Here is a 19,796-nt window from a genome sequence, read left to right as displayed (position 1 = left end):
CAGTACGGCGGGGAGCCGGGGATCTCCCGGCACCGTCCCCACAGCACCCGCGAGCCCGCCGCCGTGGCGCGCGCCGCGAACTCCGTGACCAGCCGCGTCTTGCCGACACCCGCATCCCCGGCGACGACGAGGAGACCGCCGTGCCCCTGGGCGGCCGCGGCCCGGGCGGCCTCGAGCTGGCGCAGCTCCTCGACGCGGCCGACGAAGAGGTCCGCGGGACCGGTGCTGCCCATCACCCTCCCTCGCGCCGCGCCCTCGGCGGCGCCGTGGCACCGTCCATCTCAGCACCGCACCCGACCGCTGGCAATGGTCCGGGCGCGCACACGCGTACGCTGACGCCCCATGGAGCCGTTCCCGCTGCACGACGGCGACCTCGTGCTGAGCGTCCCCACGTCCGCCGACGTCGACCGCATCACCGAGCTGTGCCAGGACCCGGAGGTCCAGCGCTGGACGACCGTGCCCTCGCCGTACACCCGCGCGCACGCCGAGTCCTTCGTCGCCGACCTCGTCGGCCCCGGCTGGCGGCACGGGAGCCCGACGTGGGCGCTACGGGTGGGGGACCGCCTGGTGGGGATGGTCGGGCTGGCCGAGCGGGACCACCCCGGCTACGTCGAGATCGGCTACTGGCTCGGTGCCGAGGCACGCGGTGCAGGGCTGATGTCCCGCGCCGTCGGCCTGGTGCTCGACGCCGCCTTCGGCCGGCTCGGCGCCGAGCGGGTGGAGTGGCGCGCCGACGTCGGGAACTGGCCCTCGTGGCGGGTGGCGTGGCGACACGGGTTCCGACGCGAGGGCACCCTGCGCCGGGTGGCCCGCAAGCGCGGGGAACGGGTGGACCAGTGGGTCGGCTCGCTGCTGCGCGACGACCCGCGGGAGCCGGCGAGCCCCTGGGACGGGCCCCGGCCCGACAGCGCCGCCGTCCTCGCCGACCCCACCGGCCGCGACCCCGAGGCGCTGGTGCGCCAGTTCCACGACCACTTCGGGGTGCCCGTCGCGCAGGACGCCCCCTCCGTGGCCCGGGAACGGGTGGGGCTGCGCATGGAGCTGGTCGCCGAGGAGTTCGCCGAGCTCATGGCGGCGGTCTACGGGGAGGCGGCGGCGCAGGAGGTGGGCGCGGCGTACGCCCGGGCGGCGCGGGCCGACGACGGCACCCGGGACACCGTCGCCGCGGCCGACGCGCTCGCCGACCTCGTCTACGTCCTGTACGGCATGGCCCAGGAGTGCGGGATCCCGCTGCCCGCAGTCCTGGCGGAGGTGCACGCCGCCAACCTGTCCAAGCTGGGCGAGGACGGCCGACCGGTCCTGCGAGAGGACGGCAAGGTGCTCCGTGCCCCGGGCTACCGTCCGCCGGACGTCGCCGGCGTGCTCACGCGGCACACGCGCTGAGGTGGGCTCGTCGCTCGGTCTCGCAGGGCCGACCCGCTCGGTGGGGCCTACCGCGCCGTGAGACCGCGCCGCTCGAGGAGCGGGGTGATGTCGGCGTCGCGGCCGCGCAGCTCGCGGTAGCAGCTCAGCGGGTCGGCGCTGTGCCCCCGGGAGAGGAGGGCTTCCCGGAACCGCCGGCCCGCCGCGCGGCCGACCGAGCCGTCCCCGTCCCGCGGGGCGTCGGTGCGGAACCACTCGACCGTGTCCGCGTCGAGCACCTCGCTCCAGATGTAGGAGTAGTAGCCGGCGTCGTAGCCCCCGCCGAAGGTGTGGTTGAAGTACGTCGAGCGGTAGCGCGGCGGGACGAGCGGGTGGGCGACGCCCGCCTCCGCCAGTGCCCGCCGGTCGAACTCCTCGACCGCGTCCGGGTCCGTCGGTACCTGCTCCGGCGCCAGCTGGTGCCACGCCTGGTCGAGCAGGGCGGCGCCGAGGTACTCCGTGGTGGCGAAGCCCTCCCCGTACTGGGCAGAGCCGAGCAGCGCCTCGCGCAGCTCCTCGGGCAGCGGCTCACCGGTGCGGTGGTGGCGCGCATAGCGCGTGAGCACCTCCGGGTCGCGCGCCCACATCTCGTTGACCTGGGAGGGGAACTCGACGAAGTCGCGGGGCACCGCGGTCCCGGACAGGGAGGGGTACCGCACGTCGGAGAACAGGCCGTGGAGCGCGTGACCGAACTCGTGGAACGCGGTGATGACCTCGTCCCAGGTGAGCAGTGTCGGCTCGCCCGGCGCGGGCCGGGTCACGTTGAGGTTGTTGACGACCACCGGGCGCTGCCCGAGCAGGTGGGACTGGTCGACGAGGTTGTGCATCCACGCCCCGCCCCGCTTGCCCTCACGGGCGTAGAAGTCCCCGACGAACAGGCCGAGCTCACTGCCGTCCTCGTCGTGCACCTCCCACACCCGCACCCCGTCGGCGTACCCGGGCAGGTCCGGCCGCTCGGTGAGGGTGATGCCGTAGAGGCGGTGCGCCGCGTAGAAGATGCCGTCGCGCAGCACCCGGTCGAGCTCGAGGTAGGGGCGCAGGACCGAGTCGTCGATCCGGAAACGCTCCTGACGCACCTTCTCCGCGAGGTAGGTCCAGTCCCACGGCTCGACGGGCTCCCCGTGCGCGGCGGCGAGCTCGGCGGCCTCGGCATCGGCGTTCGCGACGGCGGGCGGGGCGAGGCGGGCGAGCATCTCGTCGACCGCCGTGGTGGTCCCCGCGGTGCTGTCCTCGGCGACGTAGGCGGCATGGTGCGGGTAGCCGAGCAGCCGGGCTCGCTCCGCCCGCAGCCGGGCGAGCTGGAGCAGCGTGGCCCGGGTGTCGCTCGCCTCGTCCACGCCGGTGCCCCGCTCGAGGGAGGCGATGAGCAGCTGGCGGCGCAGGTCCCGGTCCTGCAGCTGGGCGAGCAGGGCCTGCTGGGTGGGCAGCTGGAGGGTGATGAGGTAGCCGTCGCGGCCGCGGTCGGCCGCCGCCTGGGCGAGGCCCGCGACGGCGTCGTCGCTCAGCCCGGCGAGCCGGGAGGCGTCGGTCAGGTGGAGCGCACCGGCGTCGAGGCCCTTGACCACCCGCTGGGAGAACTCGGTCTCCAGACTGGTGATCCGGGCGTTGAGGTCACGCAGCCGGGCCTGGCTCTCGTCGTCCAGCCGCACACCGGCGCGGACGAAGTCCTTGCGGTAGGTGTGGAGGAGCCAGGCGGTCTCCGGGTCGAGGTCCGCGTCGGCGAGGGCCTCGAGCCGGGCGAAGATCCGTCGGTCGAGGTACAGGGCGTCCCGGTGGGCGGCCAGCAGGGGGGCGAGCTCGGCCTCGAGCTCGTGCAGCGCGTCGTCCGCGCGCGAGGAGACCAGGGTGTTGAGCACCGGCGCGACACGCCGCCACAGGTCCCCGGAGCGCTCCAGCGCCTCGAGGGTGTTCGCCACGTCGGGGGTGGCCGGGTCGGTGGCGATCGTCTCCCACTCGGCGCGCTGCTGGGCGAGCGCGGCGAGCACCGCAGGCCGCAGGTGCTCGTGGCGGATCGCGGCGAAGTCCGGCAGCTCGTAGGGGAGGGGGGAGGGCGCGGCGAAGGGGTTGTCGGCGGGCAGGGCCGTGTCGATGTCGGTGGTCATCGGGACATTGTCCCCCGACGGGTGGGGCCCGCCCTGCGGGTTATCGTCGGGGCATGACCCACCTCGCGCCCGAGCCCACCGCATCCACCGGCCCGGCCCCCGTCGACGAGGTCGTCGAGATCTGTCGGCGCCTCATCCGCATCGACACCTCGAACTACGGCGACGGCTCCGGCCCCGGGGAGCGTGCCGCGGCGGAGTACGTCTGCGAGTTGCTCACCGAGGTCGGCTGGGAGCCCGAGCTCATCGAGTCCGAGCCGGGGCGCGCGTCGGTGGTGCTGCGCATCGAGGGCACCGACCCCACGCAGCCCGCGCTCGTCCTCCACGGGCACACCGACGTCGTCCCCGCGGAGGCGGCCGACTGGCAGGTCGACCCGTTCTCCGCGGAGGTGCGGGACGGCATGATCTGGGGACGCGGCGCCGTGGACATGAAGGACATGGACGCGATGATCCTCGCCGTCGTGCGCGACATGGGCCGGACCGGCTGGCGGCCGCGGCGCGACCTCGTCGTCGCCTTCTTCGCCGACGAGGAGGCGGGCGGCGGCAAGGGCGCGCGCTGGCTCGTCGACAACCGGCCCGAGCTGTTCGAGGGCGCCACCGAGGCGATCAGCGAGGTGGGCGGCTACTCGGTGGACGTCGACGGCCGCCGCGTCTACCTGCTGCAGACCGCGGAGAAGGGACTGGCCTGGCTGCGCCTCCTCGCCGAGGGCACCGCCGGGCACGGCTCCCTGCTGAACGAGGACAACGCCGTCACCCGGCTCGCCGCTGCCGTGGCCCGCATCGGTGCCCACTCCTGGCCGCTGCACCTCACCGGGACGGTGCGCCGGCTGCTCCAGGGGGTCGCCGACCTCACCGGAACGCCCTTCGACCCGGAGGACCCGGAGGGTGTCGCAGCGCTGGTGCGGGCGCTCGGTCCGGCGGCGACGTTCGTCGGGGCGACGCTGCGCACCGGAGCCAACCCGACCCAGCTCAGCGCCGGGTACAAGGGGAACGTCGTCCCCGGCAGCGCGGAGGCCACGCTGGACGTGCGCTTCCTGCCCGGGGAGGAGGAGACGGTCCGCCGAACCCTCGCGGAGCTCGCCGGACCCGGCGTGCGGGTGGAGGAGATCCACTCCGACGTGGCGCTCGAGGTGCCCTTCGAGGGCGACCTCGTCGACCGGATGGTGGCTGCGCTGGACGCCGAGGACCCGGGCGCCGTCGTCCTGCCTTACATGCTCTCGGGAGGCACCGACAACAAGTCGCTCTCCCGGCTGGGGATCACCGGCTACGGTTTCGTCCCGCTCCAGCTGCCGCCCGAGCTCGACTTCGCCGGGATGTTCCACGGCGTGGACGAGCGGGTCCCGGTCGACGCCCTGCACTTCGGGGTGCGGGTGCTGGAGCGGCTGCTGCGCAGCCTCTGACTACAGCGTGCTGCGCACCCGGATCACCTTGCGGCGCAGCCACACCTTGCGCGCACCGCCCAGGTAGAGCCGGGTGCGGGCGAGCTCCCAGCGGCCGTACTCGGCCTCCTCGGTGAGGAGCTGGCGCACCTGCGACCGGCTCGCGGAGGGGGGCAGGGTGAGGACGCGGAACTCGTACTGGGAGGCGCTGCGCACCCCGGGACGGGGCGGGGGCTCGGGGCTGTACCAGACCATGTTGTGACCCATTGTCTCCCATCGACACATCAGCCCGGACGGGCTGTGCCCATTCCTACCAGGCGCGCTACCTTCTACCCATGGCTACCGACCCGCGCGCCGCGCTTGATCGCTTCATCGCCGCGCTCGAAGCTCACTTCGAGATCGCCAGCAGCGTGCAGGACCCGTCCTCACCCGCCGTGGAGGACGCCGCAGGGGCCGTGGAGGACGCGTTCTTCACCTACGACGACGCCCTCTACACCAGCTACCAGGTCGAGGTGCCGCTCGAGGCCTACGGCGAGGACGACGACGAGGACGACCTCGACGTGGACGACGACCTGGAGGACTTCGACCTCGACGCGGACGACGAGGACGAGGAGGAGGCGGACGAGGAGCGCTAGCCGGCGCTGACGTCGTCGAGCGCGCGGCGGATCGCCGGGGGCAGCTCGAGGTCCTCGGCCGACAGCACCCCGCGCAGCTGGGCAGCGGTGCGGGCGCCGACGATCGCCGAGGTCACGCCGGGTGCGTCGCGCACCCACGCCAGGGCGACCTCCAGCGGCGTGCGGCCCAGCCCCTCCGCCGCCGTGACGACCGACTCCACGATCCCGCGGCAGCGGTCGTTGAGGTACGGCTCGACGAAGCCACGCAGGTGGGGTGAGGCCGCCCGGGAGTCCGCCGGGATGGTGCTGCGGTACTTGCCGGTGAGGACCCCGCGCCCCAGGGGCGACCACGCCAGGACGCCGGCGCCCAGCGCTGCGGCGCCCGGGACCACCTCCCGCTCGATCTCGCGCTGGAGGAGGGAGTACTCCACCTGGACGGCGGCCAGCCCGGTGCCGTCACCGGCCAGCGCCGCCGCGGCGTAGCCGGTGTACCAGGCGGGATGGTTGGACAGGCCGACGTAGCGGGTGCGGCCGGTGGCGACCGCGTGCCGGAGCGCGGAGAGCGTCTCCTCGAGCGGCACGTCGGGGTCGGGCCACTGCACCAGCCACAGGTCGAGGTGGTCGGTGCCGAGCGCGGCGAGGCTCTCGTCGAGGGTGCCGAGCAGGGTGGCCCGGGAGGCGTCGACCCGGGTGCCGTGCGCCGTGCGGCGCACCCCGGACTTCGAGCACAGCACGACGTCGCGGCGGTCGACCTCGGCCAGCAACGACCCGAGCAGTGCCTCCGCGGCGCCCTCGCCGTAGGAGGCGGCGGTGTCGATGAGGGTGCCGCCGGCGTCGAGGAACAGGGAGAGCTGCTCGGCCGCCTCGTGCTCGTCGGTGTCCCGGCCCCAGGTCATCGTTCCCAGAGCCACCGACGACACGAGCAGCCCGCTGCGCCCCGCCCTGCGAAGTTCCATGGCGGCGAGGGTACCGGCGGTGCGCGGCGGCGAGGAAAACGTAGGGTGGTCCCTCGTGACGTGGTGGGAAGCAATCATCCTCGGCGTGGTCCAGGGGCTCACGGAGTTCCTCCCGATCTCCTCCAGCGCACACCTGCGCATCGTGGGGGACCTGCTGCCCGGGGGCGGTGACCCCGGTGCAGCCTTCACCGCCATCACCCAGCTCGGCACCGAGACCGCCGTGCTCCTCTACTTCCGCAAGGACATCTGGCGGATCGTCAAGGCCTGGTTCGGTGCGCTGCCCGTCGGGCCCTGGCGCGGCACCGTGCCGCGGGAGGACCCCGACGCGCGCATGGGGTGGTACATCATCATCGGGTCGGTGCCGATCGTCGTCTTCGGGCTGCTCTTCCAGGACGCCATCGAGACCTCGCTGCGGCACCTGTACATCACCGCGACCATGCTCGCCGCCTTCGCGGTCGTCCTCGCGGTGGCCGACCGCCTGGGCCGCAAGCGCAAGGAGCTGCACGAGCTCACCCTGCGCCACGGCCTGCTCTTCGGGTTGGCCCAGTCCCTGGCGCTGGTCCCGGGCGTGTCCCGGTCGGGCGGGACGATCACGATGGGGCTCGTCCTGGGGTACACGCGCGAGGCGGCGGCCCGCTACTCCTTCCTCCTCGCCGTCCCCGCGGTGTTCGGCTCCGGCTTCTACCAGCTCCTCAAGGCCGACCCGACCCCGGGCGCCCCGGGCGCCGGTGCCACGGCGATCGCCACCCTCGCCGCCTTCGGCGTGGGCTTCCTCGTCATCATCGCCTTCCTCAAGATCGTGTCGACGTACTCCTACATGCCGTTCGTCGTCTACCGCATCGTCCTGGCGGTCCTCGTGGTCCTCGGCGTGGCGGTCGGGCTGCTCGACCCGGAGGGGGCCGCGGCCACGCCGGCGGTGCGGTAGTGAGGCGGGTCTCGCCGGGTCGGGAATAGGGACCACTGGCACGTAGTTGAACCGTCAAGTACCCTCGACCCGTGGAGACCGACATGACCTCGACCCCGCCCGGCACCAACGTCCGCGCCGCCGCCAACAAGGACGTCCTCGCCGCCGACACCGAGATGGGGCCGGTGACCCTGCTCGTCGGCGACCTCGACCTCATGACCCGCTACTACGTCGAAGGGCTCGCGCTCACCGTGCTCAGCGCCGAGGGCGACGAGACCGTGCTCGGCCGCGGCACCGTCCCGCTCGTCGTGCTGCGGCACGACCCGAGCCTGCCCCGCGGCAGCCGCCGTGACGCCGGGCTGTTCCACACCGCGATCCTCTTCGAGGACGCCGGCGCGCTGGCGGCCGCCGTCGCCTCGCTCGCCCAGCTGGCGCCGACCTCCTTCGTCGGCAGCTCCGACCACCTCGTCTCCGAGGCCTTCTACTTCACCGACCCCGAGGGCAACGGCATCGAGCTCTACCTCGACCGCCCCCGCGAGACGTGGCAGTGGAAGGACGGCCGAGTGGCGATGGACACGATCTTCCTCGACCCGAACGCCTACCTCGGCGACCACCTGAGCATGGACCGCCTCCGTCGGGCCGCCCAAGACCCGGCCGTCGTCGGCCACGTCCACCTCCAGGTCGGCGACACGACCACGGCGAAGCAGTTCTACGTCGACACCCTCGGCTTCGAGACCACCCTGGAGATGCCCAGCGCGCTGTTCGTCTCCGCGGGCGGCTACCACCACCACATGGCGATGAACACGTGGAACAGCGCGGGCGCCGGGCCCCGCGTCCCCGCCCTGGGCCTGGGCGTCGTCGACATCGTCCTGCCCGAGGACGACGACCTCGGGGCGCTGAAGGACCGGCTGCGCACCCGCGGCCTGCAGTTCGCCGACGACGGCCGCACGCTCGAGGTCGAGGACCCGTGGCGCAACCGGGTCAGGGTGACGGTCGAGGGCCGCTGACGGGCTAGGCTGCGCATCGTGCGTGCCTGGTCTGCTCCCGACATCCCCCAGCTCCCCGGACGAGGGCCACAGGTCCACCTCACCGACTCCGGCACGGGGCAGCTGGTCGAGACGGCGGTCGAGGGCCCGGCCGCCCTCTACGTCTGCGGGATCACCCCCTACGACTCCACCCACCTCGGCCACGCCAACACCTACCTCGGCTTCGACCTCCTCGTGCGGGCCTGGCGGGATGCCGGCCGCGAGGTCCGGTACGTCCAGAACGTCACCGACGTCGACGACCCGCTCCTGGAGCGGGCCGCCCGGACCGGGGTGGACTGGCGCGCGTTGGCCGCGGAGCAGACCGAGCTCTTCCGCAACGACATGACCGCCCTGCGGGTGGTCCCCCCGCAGCATTACGTGAGCGCGGTGGAGACCATCCCGCTCGTGGTCTCGGCCGTCGAGGAGCTCCTCGCCACCGGCGCCGCCTACCGGGTCGAGGTGCCGGGCGGCGACGGCCACGGCGTCGGGGACGTGTACGCCGACATCTCCGCCGACCCCCGCTTCTCCACCGAGAGCGGGCTGTCGGAGGAGGACAAGGCCCGGTTCTTCGCCGAGCGCGGGGGAGACCCGGACCGGCCCGGCAAGCGGCAGCCGCTCGACCCGCTGCTGTGGCGGACGGCCCGCCCGGGCGAGCCGGACTGGGACGGCGCCACCCTGGGCCGGGGACGCCCCGGCTGGCACATCGAGTGTGCCTGCATCGCCCGGGAGTTCCTCGGTCTGCCGATCGAGGTGCAGGCCGGTGGCAGCGACCTCATCTTCCCGCACCACGCCTGCAGCGAGTCCCACCTGCGGATGCTCTCCGGCATGGACCACCCGGTGCGGGTGCACGCCCACGGCGGCATGGTCGCCTACGCGGGCTCCAAGATGAGCAAGTCGCTGGGCAACCTCGTCCTCGTCTCCCAGCTCACCGCCTCCGGTATCGACCCGATGGCGGTACGGCTCGTCATGCTCGCCCACCACTACCGGGAGGACTGGGAGTACACCGGGGCACAGCTGCGGGCCGCCACCGAGCGCCTCGCCCGCTGGCGGCGCGCGATGACCGCGCCGCAGGGCCCCGACGCCACCGGCATGCTCGCCGAGGTCCGCGCTGCGCTGGCGAACGACCTCGACGCCCCGGCCGCGATCAGCGCCGTCGACGCCTGGGTGGCCGCCGCCGAGCACGACGACGGAGCGGCCCGCACGGACCCCGAGCGCGGCCCCGACCTCGCGCGGCGCACCGTCGACGCCCTGCTCGGCGTCGCCGTCTGATGCTCCCGGTCGCGGTCGTCCTCCTCGGGCTGGCCGTGGCCGCGCTGGCCCGCCGCTGGGCGCCCACCCGCCGGCGGCTCAGCCCGGCCGCCACCACCGTGCTCGCCGTCCTCGGGGCGACGACGGCCGGCGTGGCCGTCCTGGAGACCGTCGCCGGCGCTGCCCGGCCCTGGCTCACCGCCGCCGCCGCGGTGTTCACCGCCGCCGCGTGGGTGGCGGTGGGGGCCGTGGCCAACCGCAGGCTCGTCGACCCCGTCCGCCGCCGCACCGCGGACACCCCGCCCCTCCTCACCCGGCTCGAGACGTGGGCCCAGGCGCGCAGCAGCTCCCCGCGCAGCCCGCTGCTCGTGACCGTGCGGGCATGGCGCCGCGCGATCGACGTCCGCGTCACCGGGCTGGCCGCCGAGATGACCTACTACGGGCTCATCTCCCTCGTCCCGCTGCTCACCGCGCTCGGCGCCAGCCTCGGGTTCCTCGAGCGGCTCGTCGGCGCCCGGGCGGTCAGCCGCATCGAGGAGACCCTCGTCGACGCCTCCGCGGCAGTCTTCGCCGAGGACGTCGCCGCGGACCTCCTCGCCCCGCTCGTCGCCGGACTGCTGCGCGAGGAGCGCGCCGGCGTGGCCCTGGGCAGCGTGCTCGTCGCGCTGTGGCTCGCCAGCCGGATGTTCCGTGCCGCGATCCGCGCACTCGACGACGCCTACCGGGTGCCCGAGCGGCGCACCCTCGTGGGCCAGTACGTCCTGGGCATCGCCCTGGCCCTGGGAGCCGTCGTCACCCTGCTCGTCCTCCTCGCCATGGTCGTCGTCGGGCCGCTGCTCGGTGACGCCCGCGAGCTGGCCGAGCGGTTCGGGCTCGGTGAGGCGTTCCAGGTGGCCTGGTCGGTGCTGCGCTGGCCGGCGCTGGCCGCCGTGACCACCACCTACCTCACGCTGCTCTACCGCTTCGGGCCGAACGTGCGCACGACATGGCGCCGCGCCCTACCCGGCGGCGTCGTCGGGACGGCGGGGCTGGTGGTCGTGGCCGTCGGGTTCAGCGCCTACGTCGACCTCGCCGGTCCGAGCGCGCCCGGGGCCGCCGACGTCCGCGACGCGGCCGTCACCGCGGCCGCCCAGACGATCGGCCTCGTGCTCGCCGGGGTCGTGTGGCTCTGGCTGAGCAGCATCGTCACGCTCACCGGGGGCGTGCTCAACGCCGAGCTGGAGCGGGCCCGCACGGGCGGTGCCCCGCCACGGCGGGGCACCGCCTCGGCCCGGGACGGTCAGCGGGGCGAGGGCGGCTGGGCGCCACCGCCCTTGTCCCGGCGACGCAGGTAGCGCTCGAACTCACGGGCGATCGCCTCGCCGGTGGCCTCGGGCAGGTCGGCGGTGTCCTTCGCCTCCTCCAGCTGGCGGACGTACTCGGCCACCTCGGGGTCCTGCTGGGCGAGCTCGTCCACCCCCTCCTGCCAGGCCCGGGACTCCTCGATGAGGTCACCCACCGGCAGCGGCTCGCCGACGAGCTCCTCCAGCGAGCTGAGCAGGGCGTAGGTCGCCTTCGGCGAGGGCGGCTGGGCGACGTAGTGGGGCACCGCCGCCCACAGCGACATCGCGTGCATCCCGCGCTCCTGGGCGAGGTGGGCGAGCACCCCGACAATGCCGGAGGGCCCCTCGTACTCCGAGGCCTCGACCCCGAGCAGCGCCTGCACGCCCGGGTCCTCGCTCGTTACCTGGCAGGGCACCGGCCGGGTGTGCGGGACGTCGGCGAGCAGGGCGCCGATGCTCACGACGCTGCTCACCCCCCACTGCTGGGCGACGTCGAGGATCTCCTCGCAGAAGTCGAGCCAGCGGAAGGAGGGCTCGATGCCCTGGACGAGCAGCACGGTGCGGCCGCCGACCGGTGAGGTCGCCACCGAGATCGTCGTCGTCGGCCACTTCAGGACGCGGGTGCCGTCCTCGTCGCGCACGCTCAGCGGCCGGTTGACCTGGAAGTCGTGGTAGTCCTGCGGGTCGAGCTCGTGGACGCTGCGGGCGTCCCACCCCTCGGCGACCATCGCCAGCGCCTGGCTCGCGGCCGAACCGGCGTCGTTCCAGCCCTCGAAGGCGGCGAGGAGGATGGCCGGGGTGCGCTCGGCGTCCTCGTCGGGCGCCGCGCTGGTCTCGTCGTGCGGGTCGGTCATCCCCCCAGCCTATGCTCCGCCGCCACCCGCACCCGCCGGGCTCCCCGGGGCTAGAATCGGCGGCCTATGCCTACCTCCCCCTCACGTGTCACCTCGCTGCCGCGCCTCACCGCCCCCGCCGCCGTGCTGTGGGACATGGACGGCACCCTCATCGACTCCGAGCCGTACTGGATCGCCAACGAGACCGGCATCGCCGCCGAGCACGGTGCCCCCTGGACCGAGGAGCAGGCGCTGCAGATGGTCGGTCGCCCGATCACCGACACCGGCAGGGCGCTCAGCGCGCTCGGTGTCCCGGGAACCCCCGACGACATCGCCGACGAGCTCGTCCGCCGGATGGCCCACCTCATCCGCACCGAGGGTCCGCCGTGGCGGCCCGGTGCGCGCGAGCTGCTCGACGCCCTGCGGGCCGCGGGCATCCCCTGCGCCCTGGTGACGATGTCCTACCGGGAGATGGCCCAGGCCGTCCTCGACACCCTCCCCGAGGGCACCTTCGAGGCCGTCGTCACCGGCGACGAGGTCACTCACGGCAAGCCGCACCCGGAGCCCTACCTCACCGCGGCCCGCATGCTCGGCGTCGACGTGCGCGAGTGCGTGGCGATCGAGGACTCCGTCCCCGGTGTCGAGTCCGCCGAGGCGGCCGGTGCGGCGACCATCGCCGTCCCGCTCATGGTCGACATCCCGCCCGCGCCCGGACGCAGCATGCTGCGCACCCTGGAAGGTGTCACCATCGAGGAGCTCGCCGCGATCGCGTCCGGCGAGCCGCTCGTCCGGCTGTGAGAGAAGGAGAGACCGACATGACCGTTCCCCTCGTCACCCTCGCGGGCGGAGTGGAGATCCCGCAGGTCGGCTACGGCGTCTTCCAGGTCCCGCCGGAGGAGACGCAGCGCCACGTCGAGGCGGCGCTGGAGGCCGGCTACCGCCACATCGACACGGCCGCGGCCTACCGCAACGAGGAGGGGGTGGGAGCCGCGCTGCGCGCGGTGGGCCTGCCCCGCGAGGAGGTCTTCGTCACCACCAAGCTGCGCAACGGGGACCACGGCTACGAGGAGGCGTTGGCCGCCTTCGAGGCGTCCCGCACGGCGCTGCGGCTCGACGTCGTGGACCTCTACCTCATCCACTGGCCGGTGCCGAGCAAGGACCGCTACGTCGAGACCTGGCGGGCACTGGAGAAGCTCCACGCGGACGGTGCGGTGCGGGCGATCGGCGTGTCGAACTTCCTGCCCGAGCACCTCGAGCGGCTGCGGTCGCAGACCGACGTCGTCCCGGCCGTGAACCAGGTCGAGGTCCACCCCGGCTTCCAGCAGCGCGACGTCGCCGCGGCATGCGCTCAGGCCGGGATCGCCGTGGAGGCCTACTCCCCGCTCGGCCGGGGCAGCGCGCTCGACAAGCCCGAGGTCGTCCGGATCGCCGAGGAGCTGTCGGTGACCCCGGCGCAGGTGGTGCTGCGCTGGCACGTCCAGCGCGGCCGTATCGTCATCCCCAAGTCGGTGACGCCGGAGCGCGTGCGCAGCAACATCGACCTCTTCGGGTTCAGCCTCGAGGAGGACCAGCTGGCCGCGATCGACGCACTGGACGCCGGGGAGCGCACGGGAGCGGACCCACGGACGATGGAGCACCCGCAGTACTGACCGGCGCGGGGAGCCTCAGGAGGCCCGCGCGCCCGCTGCGGTGGCGGCGAGCAGCCGTTCCATCCCCTCGCGCGGGGGCTCCGGCGGCGTGCCGCCGAAGGCCGGGCACAGGTCGCGGAAGCTGCACCAGTCGCACAGGCGGGAGGCACGGGGCCGGAAATGCCCGGTGGCAGCGGCCCGGGCGATCGCCGCCCAGATCGCCTCGACCTGCTCCTCGGTGGCGAGCAGCTCCTCCTGCGAGGGGTCCAGGGTGAGCACCTGGCCGTCGCCCAGGTAGACGAGCTGCAGGCGGCGCGGCGCGGCACCGGTGAGGCGCCACAGGATGAGGCCGTAGAAGCGCATCTGGAAGAGCGCATCCCCGGCCCACTGCGGCTTGGGCGAACGGCCGGTCTTGTAGTCCACCACGCGCACCGCCCCGTCCGGGGCGACGTCGAGCCGGTCGACGAAGCCGCGCAGCAGGATCCCGGAGGCCAGCTCGACCTCGACCAGCTTCTCCCGCTCTGCCGGCTCCAGCCGCTGGGGGTTCTCCACCTGGAAGTAGCGCTCCACCAGCTCCCGGGCGCTGAGCAGCCACGCGTGCAGCTCGTCGGGGGAGGGGAACATCTGCTCCACGTCCGGCCGCTGGGCCCGCAGCTCGTCCCACGCCGGTCCGAGCAGCTCCACCCCGGCCGCCGGCACGCGCTGGGCGGCGGGCAGGTCGTAGAGCCGCTCGAGCACGCTGTGGACGAGCGTGCCGCGGGTGGCGGCGGGGCTGGGCGGCTCGGGCAGCCGGTCGACGGCGCGGAAACGGAAGAGCAGCGGGCACTGCATGAAGTCCTTGGCGCGCGACGGCGAGAGCGCGACCGGGCGCAGGCCCTCCGGCTCGTCCGGCGTCCCCGAGGGGGTGGGGGCGGACGGCGTCGGCACGGACGGGGCGGGGACCTCGGTACTCCTCACGGCCATGCCTGCACTGTATGCCCGCCACCCGACACGGCCGGGGAGGTCCACGCGGACTGTGGGCGGGCCGGGACATAGGCTGCAGGAATGGCACGGCTGGGCCGGCGGACCGCATCGGGCTGGGTGATCGCACACATCAGGGGTGTCCCCGTCGTCTTCGCACCCTCGTGGTTCGTCATGGCGGTGGTCCTCGGTCTGGTCTTCGCCCCCGTGCTCACCCCGCTCGTCCCGGGCGCCGGCGGGCTCGCCGCCCTCGCGGTCGCCGCCGCGGTCCCGCTCATGCTCCTCCTGGGCGTGCTCGCCCACGAGTTGGCCCACGGCATGGCCGGGCACGCCGTGGGCTCACCGCCCCGCGAGTACGTGCTGACCCTGTGGGGTGGGCACACCCAGTTCGCCACGGACATGCGCACCCCCGGCGCCGCCGCCCTCGTCTCGATCGTCGGTCCGCTCGCCAACGCCGTCCTCGCCGTGGCCGCGTGGCTCGCGATGGACGCCGCGCAGTCCGTGCTCGCCGCCGTGCTGTGGCAGATCGCGGCGGTGAGCAACGCCGTCGTCGCCGGCTTCAACCTGCTGCCGGGCTACCCGCTCGACGGCGGCCGGGTGTTGGAGGCGCTCGTCTGGCGCGTCACCGGCGACCGGCTCACCGGGCTCGCGGTCGCGGGCTGGGGCGGGCGCGTGGTCGCCGTGCTCGTCGCCGTCGGCGGGCTCGCCCGCCCGTTCGTGCAGGGCACCCGTCCCTCGCTGTTCACCGTGCTGTGGGTGGCGCTGCTCGCCGGGTACCTGTGGACGTCCGCCGGGCAGGCGGTGAGGATCGCCCGCGCCCGCCGCAGCGCGGCGGGGATCGACCTGCGGCTCCTCGCCGAGCCCGCGGTCGCGCTGCCCGCCGGGGCCCCGGTCGCCGCCGCCGACGCAGCCGCGGGCCGGCGCGTCGTCCTCACCGACGAGGCGGGCCGGGTCTGCGGGCTCGTCGACCCGGCCGTGCTCGCCCAGGTCCCGCCCGCCGCCCGAGCCGGGACGCCGCTGAGCGCGGTCGCCACCGTGCTGCCGCCGACGAGTGTCGTCACCCAGCACACCGGCGCCGCCGGGGTCGCCGCCGCCGCCCAGGCGGGCCGCACCAGTCCCGTCGTCGTCCTCGCCGACCACACCGGCGTCGTCGTGGGCGTGCTCCCCCTGCAGCGCCTGGACGAGGCGCTGCGCCGCTCCGCACGACGGTGAGCCCCTATTCTCGGGCACGGGAGGTGGTGCCGATGCCGCACCCGCCGATGTTCGCCGACGACGACCCCTACCTCGGGCGCCTGCGCCCGCTCGCCCTCGCCTTCCCCGACGCCGTGGAGGCGGTGGCCCACGGCCGTCCCACCTTCCGGGTACAGAAGATGTTCGCCGTCTACGGCGGCGGCACGAAGGGGGACCGTGCCACGCGCCGCGACTACCCCCACGGGCTGCTGCTCGTCCCCGACCCCGAGGAGCGCGCGGCCCTGGCGGCGGACCCACGGGTGTTCGTCCCGGCCTACTACGGCCCCTACGGCTGGCTGGGCCTCGACCTCGCCACCGCGCCACCGGGGGAGGTGGACTGGCAGGAGGTGGCCGAGCTCCTCGACAGTTCCTACCGCCAGGTGGCCACCGCCCGGCAGGTCGCGCTGCTCGACGCCGGCCACGGCCCGGCGGGCGCACCCCGTCCCGGCGGAGACCTTCCCGCCGGCCCGCGACGATGAGACGCTGGTCACATGTGCCGCAACATCCGCCCGCTGAACAACTTCGCCCCGCCCGCGACCGACGAGGAGGTCCACGACGCCGCGCTGCAGTACGTCCGGAAGGTCTCCGGCAGCTCACGCCCGTCGAAGGCGAACGAGGAGGCCTTCCACCGGGCCGTCGACGCCGTCGCGGCGGCCACCGCCGAGCTCCTCGCCTCGCTGGTCACCTCGGCGCCGCCGAAGAACCGCGAGGTCGAGGCCGCCAAGGCGCGCGAGCGCAGCCGCCGGCGCTTCGCAGAGCAGCCCGCCTGACCGCGTCCGGCCCGGGGCGCCGCGCTCACCGCTGGACTTTGTAGACTCCTCGACCGTGACTCCACCGCCCTCCTCCGACGCCGCCCCTGCCGACGTCCCGCTCGGCCCCGCGCGCCGGCGCGGGCCGCTCACCGTCGGGGAGCGGGTCCAGCTCACCGACCCCAAGGGCCGGCTGCACACCATCACCCTCGCCCCCGGGGCGACCTTCCAGACCCACCGCGGCTACGTGCGCCACGACGACATCATCGGTCGCACCGAGGGCATCGTCGTCACGACGAGCGGCGGGGTGGACTACCTCGTGCTGCGTCCGCTGCTCGCCGACCACGTGCTGTCCATGCCGCGCGGCGCGGCCGTCGTCTACCCCAAGGACGCGGCGCAGATCGTCGCCGAGGCCGACATCTTCCCCGGCGCGCGCGTCGTCGAGGCCGGGGTCGGGTCCGGGGCGCTGAGCATGTCGCTGCTCCAGGCCGTGGGCCCCACCGGGCGCCTGCTGTCCGTGGAGCGCCGCGCCGACTTCGCCGAGATCGCCAAGGCGAACGCCCGCACCTGGTTCGGGGCCGACCACCCGGCCTGGGAGGTCGTGGTCGGGGACCTCGCCGAGGTGCTGCCCACGGCCATGGAGCCGGGCACCGTCGACCGCGTCGTCCTCGACATGCTCGCCCCCTGGGAGAACCTCCAGGTGGCCGCGGACGCGCTGGTCCCCGGCGGCGTGCTCGTCGCGTACGTCGCCACCACCACCCAGCTCTCCCGCTTCGTCGAGGACGCCAAGGACACCGGCCTGTTCACCGAGCCCCGGGCGTGGGAGACCCTCGTGCGCGGGTGGCACCTCGAGGGGCTCGCGGTGCGCCCCGACCACCGGATGGTGGGCCACACCGGTTTCCTCGTCACCACCCGGCGGATGGCGCCCGGAGTGGCGCCGCCGCTGCGCAAGCGCCGCCCGGCGAAGGGTGCCTACCCGGTCGAGGAGGACTGGGCCGAGGAGCTGGCCGAGCGACCCGTGTCGGACAAGAAGATCCGGCGGGTGCGCCGCGACCTCGAGCGGGCCGAGCGGTTGCGTGAGCAGGCGGAGGGCGGCGAGTCGCCCACCCAGTGACCCGCCGCGCCGCCGGCGCTCGGCGTGACCTACCGTGGAGACGTGCCGAGCAGGGAAGGGGCCGAGATGGCCGAGGCTGGGATGGACGGGTACCGGGCGAACCGGTTGCGTGAGCTGGAGCAGCAGGCGATCAGCCTGGCGACCAAGAACGAGCGGCTCGCCAAGGCGCTGCAGGGCGCGCGCGACGAGCTGGCCGCGGTCCAGGAGCAGCTCGACGCCCTCTCCCGCCCACCGAGCAGCTACGCGACCGTGTTGTCCGTCGACATCGCCGAGCGCGAGATCGAGGTCCATTCCTCCGGGCGACGGCTGCGGGTGGCGGCCGCCCCGTCGCTGCCGCTGGGGACCCTGCGCCCCGGGCAGCTGGTCCGGCTCAACGAGTCCCTCGTCGCCGTCCAGGGCGCCGGGCTGGAGGACACCGGCGAGCTGGTGGCGGTCAAGGAGGTCCTCGACGACGACCGGGTGCTCGTCGTCGCCCGCTCCGACGACGAGCGCGTCCTGCGCATGGCGGCCCCGCTGGCCGAGGCCGGTGTCCGCGTCGGCGACACGGTGCTGGCCGACCTGCGCTCCGGGTTCGCGCTGGAGCACATCGAGCGCTCCGAGGTCCAGGACCTCCTCCTGGAGGAGGTGCCCGACGTCGAGTACTCCGACATCGGCGGCCTCGGCCCGCAGATCGAGCAGATCCGTGACGCCGTCGAGCTGCCCTTCCGCCACCCCGAGCTCTACCGCGAGCACGGCCTCAAGCCGCCCAAGGGGGTGCTGCTCTACGGACCGCCCGGCTGCGGCAAGACGCTCATCGCCAAGGCGGTCGCGACCTCGCTGGCGGCTGCCGCGGGGGAGCAGGGCGGCCGCCGCGCGGGCAGTTACTTCCTCAACATCAAGGGCCCCGAGCTGCTCAACAAATACGTCGGCGAGACGGAGCGGCAGATCCGGGTCATCTTCGCCCGCGCCCGGGAGAAGGCGGCGCTCGGGCTGCCCGTCGTCGTCTTCTTCGACGAGATGGACTCCCTCTTCCGCACCCGCGGCACCGGCGTCTCCAGCGACGTGGAGACCACCGTCGTCCCCCAGCTGCTCAGCGAGATCGACGGGGTGGAGAAGCTGGAGAACGTCGTCATCATCGGCGCCTCCAACCGCGAGGACATGATCGACCCGGCGATCCTGCGCCCCGGCCGGCTCGATGTGAAGATCCGCATCGAGCGCCCGGACGCCGACGGCGCCCGGGAGATCCTGGGCAAGTACCTCACCCCGGACCTGCCCATCCACCCCGAGGAGCTCGCCCGCCACGGCGGCGACCCGCAGGCCGCGGTCACCGCGATGGCCGAGGCGGTGGTCCAGCGCCTGTACGCGACCTCCCACGACAACCGGTTCCTCGAGGTCACCTACGCCGGCGGCGACAAGGAGGTCCTCTACTTCAAGGACTTCGCCTCCGGCGCGATGATGGCCAACATCGTCGACCGGGCGAAGAAGGCCGCCATCAAGGACCTCATCGCCACCGGGGAGCGCGGCATCCGCACCAGCCACCTGTTCGCCGGGTACGCCGCCGAGATGCGGGAGAACGAGGACCTGCCCTCGACGACCAACCCCGACGACTGGGCCAAGGTCGCCGGGAAGAAGGGCGAGCGGATCGTCTTCATGCGTACCCTCGGCGGCTCCGCGGCGAGCGAGCCCGCCGAACCCACCCGGGTCGTCGAGACCCGCGAGTACCTGTGAGCGGGGTGGGTCGATGAGCGTGCGCCGCCTCATGGGCATCGAGACCGAGTACGGCGTGCTCGAGCCCGGGCAGCCGACGGCCAACCCGATGGCGCTGTCGGCCGCCGTCGTCGCCGGCTACGCCGACCTCGCCGAGGCGACGGCGCGCTGGGACTACGAGGGGGAGGACCCGCTCGCCGACGCCCGCGGCTTCCGGCTGGACCGCGCCGCCGCCCACCCCGACCAGCTCACCGACTCCCCGGCGGACCGGGCGGCGGCGCTGGGCCCCTACCGCCGGCGCCGGCCCGGCGCCGACGACCTGCCGTCGGTGATGACCTCCCTCGTGCTCACCAACGGCGCGCGTCTCTACGTCGACCACGCGCACCCGGAGTACTCCAGCCCCGAGGTCACCGGCCCGCGGGACGCGGTGCTGTGGGACCGGGCGGGGGAGGAGGTCATGCGCCGCGCCGCCGCCGCCCTGGCCGCCGAGCCCGCGATGCCCGACGTCGCCCTGTACAAGAACAACGTCGACGGCAAGGGCCAGTCCTACGGCACCCACGAGAACTACCTCATGGACCGGGCGGTGCCCTTCGGGGAGGTCGTGCGCTACCTCACCCCGTTCTTCGTCACCCGACAGGTGTTCACCGG

21 protein-coding genes are annotated in these 19,796 nt (G+C 74.2%); 15 read left to right on the top strand and 6 right to left on the bottom strand.

Translation table 11 applies throughout. The features are described from left to right. A partial coding sequence (locus Q0195_RS07680) for an ATP-binding protein (protein WP_299276673.1) occupies positions 1-233 on the bottom strand: 233 nt, incomplete at its 3' end. Between the two features lie 109 nt (positions 234-342). On the opposite strand from Q0195_RS07680, the gene Q0195_RS07675 reads away from it, so the two are divergent. After that, positions 343-1,383 carry a GNAT family N-acetyltransferase gene (locus Q0195_RS07675; protein WP_299276671.1) on the top strand — a complete coding sequence of 347 codons (1,041 nt, stop codon included), beginning with the start codon at positions 343-345 and terminating at the stop codon, positions 1,381-1,383. A gap of 47 nt (positions 1,384-1,430) precedes the next feature. Here Q0195_RS07675 and Q0195_RS07670 read toward each other — a convergent pair whose 3' ends face one another. Beyond that, on the bottom strand, positions 1,431-3,503 hold the full coding sequence (locus tag Q0195_RS07670) for a M3 family metallopeptidase (RefSeq protein ID WP_299276669.1): 2,073 nt from the start codon (positions 3,501-3,503) through the stop codon (positions 1,431-1,433). 53 nt (positions 3,504-3,556) lie between these two features. On the opposite strand from Q0195_RS07670, the gene Q0195_RS07665 reads away from it, so the two are divergent. After that, a complete protein-coding gene (locus Q0195_RS07665; protein WP_299276667.1) occupies positions 3,557-4,900 on the top strand; it encodes a M20/M25/M40 family metallo-hydrolase in 1,344 nt (447 codons plus the stop codon). On the opposite strand, the gene Q0195_RS07660 is transcribed toward Q0195_RS07665, so the two are convergent. Further along, complete coding sequence (locus Q0195_RS07660; RefSeq protein ID WP_299276665.1) at positions 4,901-5,134, bottom strand: DUF5703 family protein; 234 nt, start codon at positions 5,132-5,134, stop codon at positions 4,901-4,903. A gap of 80 nt (positions 5,135-5,214) precedes the next feature. Here Q0195_RS07660 and Q0195_RS07655 point away from each other — a divergent pair, with 80 nt between their 5' ends. Then, positions 5,215-5,514 (top strand): DNA primase, encoded by a 300-nt coding sequence (locus Q0195_RS07655; protein ID WP_299276662.1) that lies wholly within the window; start codon positions 5,215-5,217, stop codon positions 5,512-5,514. Here the strand turns inward: Q0195_RS07655 and Q0195_RS07650 are convergent. Beyond that, complete coding sequence (locus Q0195_RS07650) at positions 5,511-6,449, bottom strand: aldo/keto reductase (protein ID WP_299276659.1); 939 nt, start codon at positions 6,447-6,449, stop codon at positions 5,511-5,513. The genes Q0195_RS07655 and Q0195_RS07650 overlap by 4 nt on opposite strands. Before the next feature lie 55 nt (positions 6,450-6,504). Between Q0195_RS07650 and Q0195_RS07645 the strand changes: the two genes are divergently transcribed. From Q0195_RS07645 to Q0195_RS07630, 4 genes are all read left to right on the top strand, one after another. Continuing rightward, positions 6,505-7,374, top strand: a complete 870-nt coding sequence (locus tag Q0195_RS07645) for an undecaprenyl-diphosphate phosphatase (protein ID WP_299276657.1) — start codon at positions 6,505-6,507, stop codon at positions 7,372-7,374. A gap of 83 nt (positions 7,375-7,457) precedes the next feature. Continuing rightward, positions 7,458-8,360: a VOC family protein gene (locus Q0195_RS07640; RefSeq protein ID WP_299276679.1), complete on the top strand. Its 903-nt coding sequence runs from the start codon at positions 7,458-7,460 to the stop codon at positions 8,358-8,360. Between the two features lie 18 nt (positions 8,361-8,378). After that, on the top strand, positions 8,379-9,647 hold the full coding sequence (gene mshC, locus Q0195_RS07635; protein ID WP_299276655.1) for a cysteine--1-D-myo-inosityl 2-amino-2-deoxy-alpha-D-glucopyranoside ligase: 1,269 nt from the start codon (positions 8,379-8,381) through the stop codon (positions 9,645-9,647). Further along, positions 9,647-10,960 carry a YihY/virulence factor BrkB family protein gene (locus Q0195_RS07630; protein ID WP_299276652.1) on the top strand — a complete coding sequence of 438 codons (1,314 nt, stop codon included), beginning with the start codon at positions 9,647-9,649 and terminating at the stop codon, positions 10,958-10,960. Before mshC ends, Q0195_RS07630 begins: the two co-directional genes overlap by 1 nt. On the opposite strand, the gene Q0195_RS07625 is transcribed toward Q0195_RS07630, so the two are convergent. After that, entirely contained in the window at positions 10,906-11,802 is an 897-nt protein-coding gene (locus Q0195_RS07625) for a PAC2 family protein (protein WP_299276649.1), read from the bottom strand. The two genes, Q0195_RS07630 and Q0195_RS07625, sit on opposite strands and share 55 nt — an antisense overlap. A 66-nt stretch (positions 11,803-11,868) precedes the next feature. On the opposite strand from Q0195_RS07625, the gene Q0195_RS07620 reads away from it, so the two are divergent. Both Q0195_RS07620 and Q0195_RS07615 read left to right on the top strand, forming a co-directional pair. Then, positions 11,869-12,579 carry an HAD family phosphatase gene (locus tag Q0195_RS07620; protein WP_299276647.1) on the top strand — a complete coding sequence of 237 codons (711 nt, stop codon included), beginning with the start codon at positions 11,869-11,871 and terminating at the stop codon, positions 12,577-12,579. Between the two features lie 17 nt (positions 12,580-12,596). After that, on the top strand, positions 12,597-13,430 hold the full coding sequence (locus Q0195_RS07615; RefSeq protein WP_299276645.1) for an aldo/keto reductase: 834 nt from the start codon (positions 12,597-12,599) through the stop codon (positions 13,428-13,430). 15 nt (positions 13,431-13,445) lie between these two features. On the opposite strand, the gene Q0195_RS07610 is transcribed toward Q0195_RS07615, so the two are convergent. Further along, positions 13,446-14,372, bottom strand: a complete 927-nt coding sequence (locus Q0195_RS07610) for a PD-(D/E)XK nuclease family protein (protein WP_299276642.1) — start codon at positions 14,370-14,372, stop codon at positions 13,446-13,448. Positions 14,373-14,453: 81 nt separating this feature from the next. Between Q0195_RS07610 and Q0195_RS07605 the strand changes: the two genes are divergently transcribed. The 6 genes from Q0195_RS07605 to Q0195_RS07580 all read left to right on the top strand — a co-directional run. Further along, positions 14,454-15,581: a site-2 protease family protein gene (locus tag Q0195_RS07605; protein WP_299276640.1), complete on the top strand. Its 1,128-nt coding sequence runs from the start codon at positions 14,454-14,456 to the stop codon at positions 15,579-15,581. 32 nt (positions 15,582-15,613) lie between these two features. Beyond that, a complete protein-coding gene (locus Q0195_RS07600; protein ID WP_299276637.1) occupies positions 15,614-16,078 on the top strand; it encodes an MmcQ/YjbR family DNA-binding protein in 465 nt (154 codons plus the stop codon). A 12-nt stretch (positions 16,079-16,090) separates the two neighbouring features. After that, entirely contained in the window at positions 16,091-16,369 is a 279-nt protein-coding gene (locus tag Q0195_RS07595; RefSeq protein ID WP_299276635.1) for a DUF2277 domain-containing protein, read from the top strand. A 55-nt stretch (positions 16,370-16,424) separates the two neighbouring features. Beyond that, positions 16,425-17,462 carry a tRNA (adenine-N1)-methyltransferase gene (locus Q0195_RS07590; protein ID WP_299276632.1) on the top strand — a complete coding sequence of 346 codons (1,038 nt, stop codon included), beginning with the start codon at positions 16,425-16,427 and terminating at the stop codon, positions 17,460-17,462. Between the two features lie 81 nt (positions 17,463-17,543). Continuing rightward, complete coding sequence (gene arc, locus Q0195_RS07585; protein WP_299276676.1) at positions 17,544-19,169, top strand: proteasome ATPase; 1,626 nt, start codon at positions 17,544-17,546, stop codon at positions 19,167-19,169. Between the two features lie 13 nt (positions 19,170-19,182). After that, positions 19,183-19,796 (top strand): proteasome accessory factor PafA2 family protein (locus Q0195_RS07580; protein WP_299276629.1); only part of this gene is annotated, 614 nt, incomplete at its 3' end.

Origin of the sequence: uncultured Georgenia sp. (genome assembly GCF_937958535.1) — a bacterium.
In the GTDB taxonomy this organism is placed as follows: domain Bacteria; phylum Actinomycetota; class Actinomycetes; order Actinomycetales; family Actinomycetaceae; genus Oceanitalea.
This window is presented reverse-complemented; position numbering and strand designations above follow the sequence as displayed.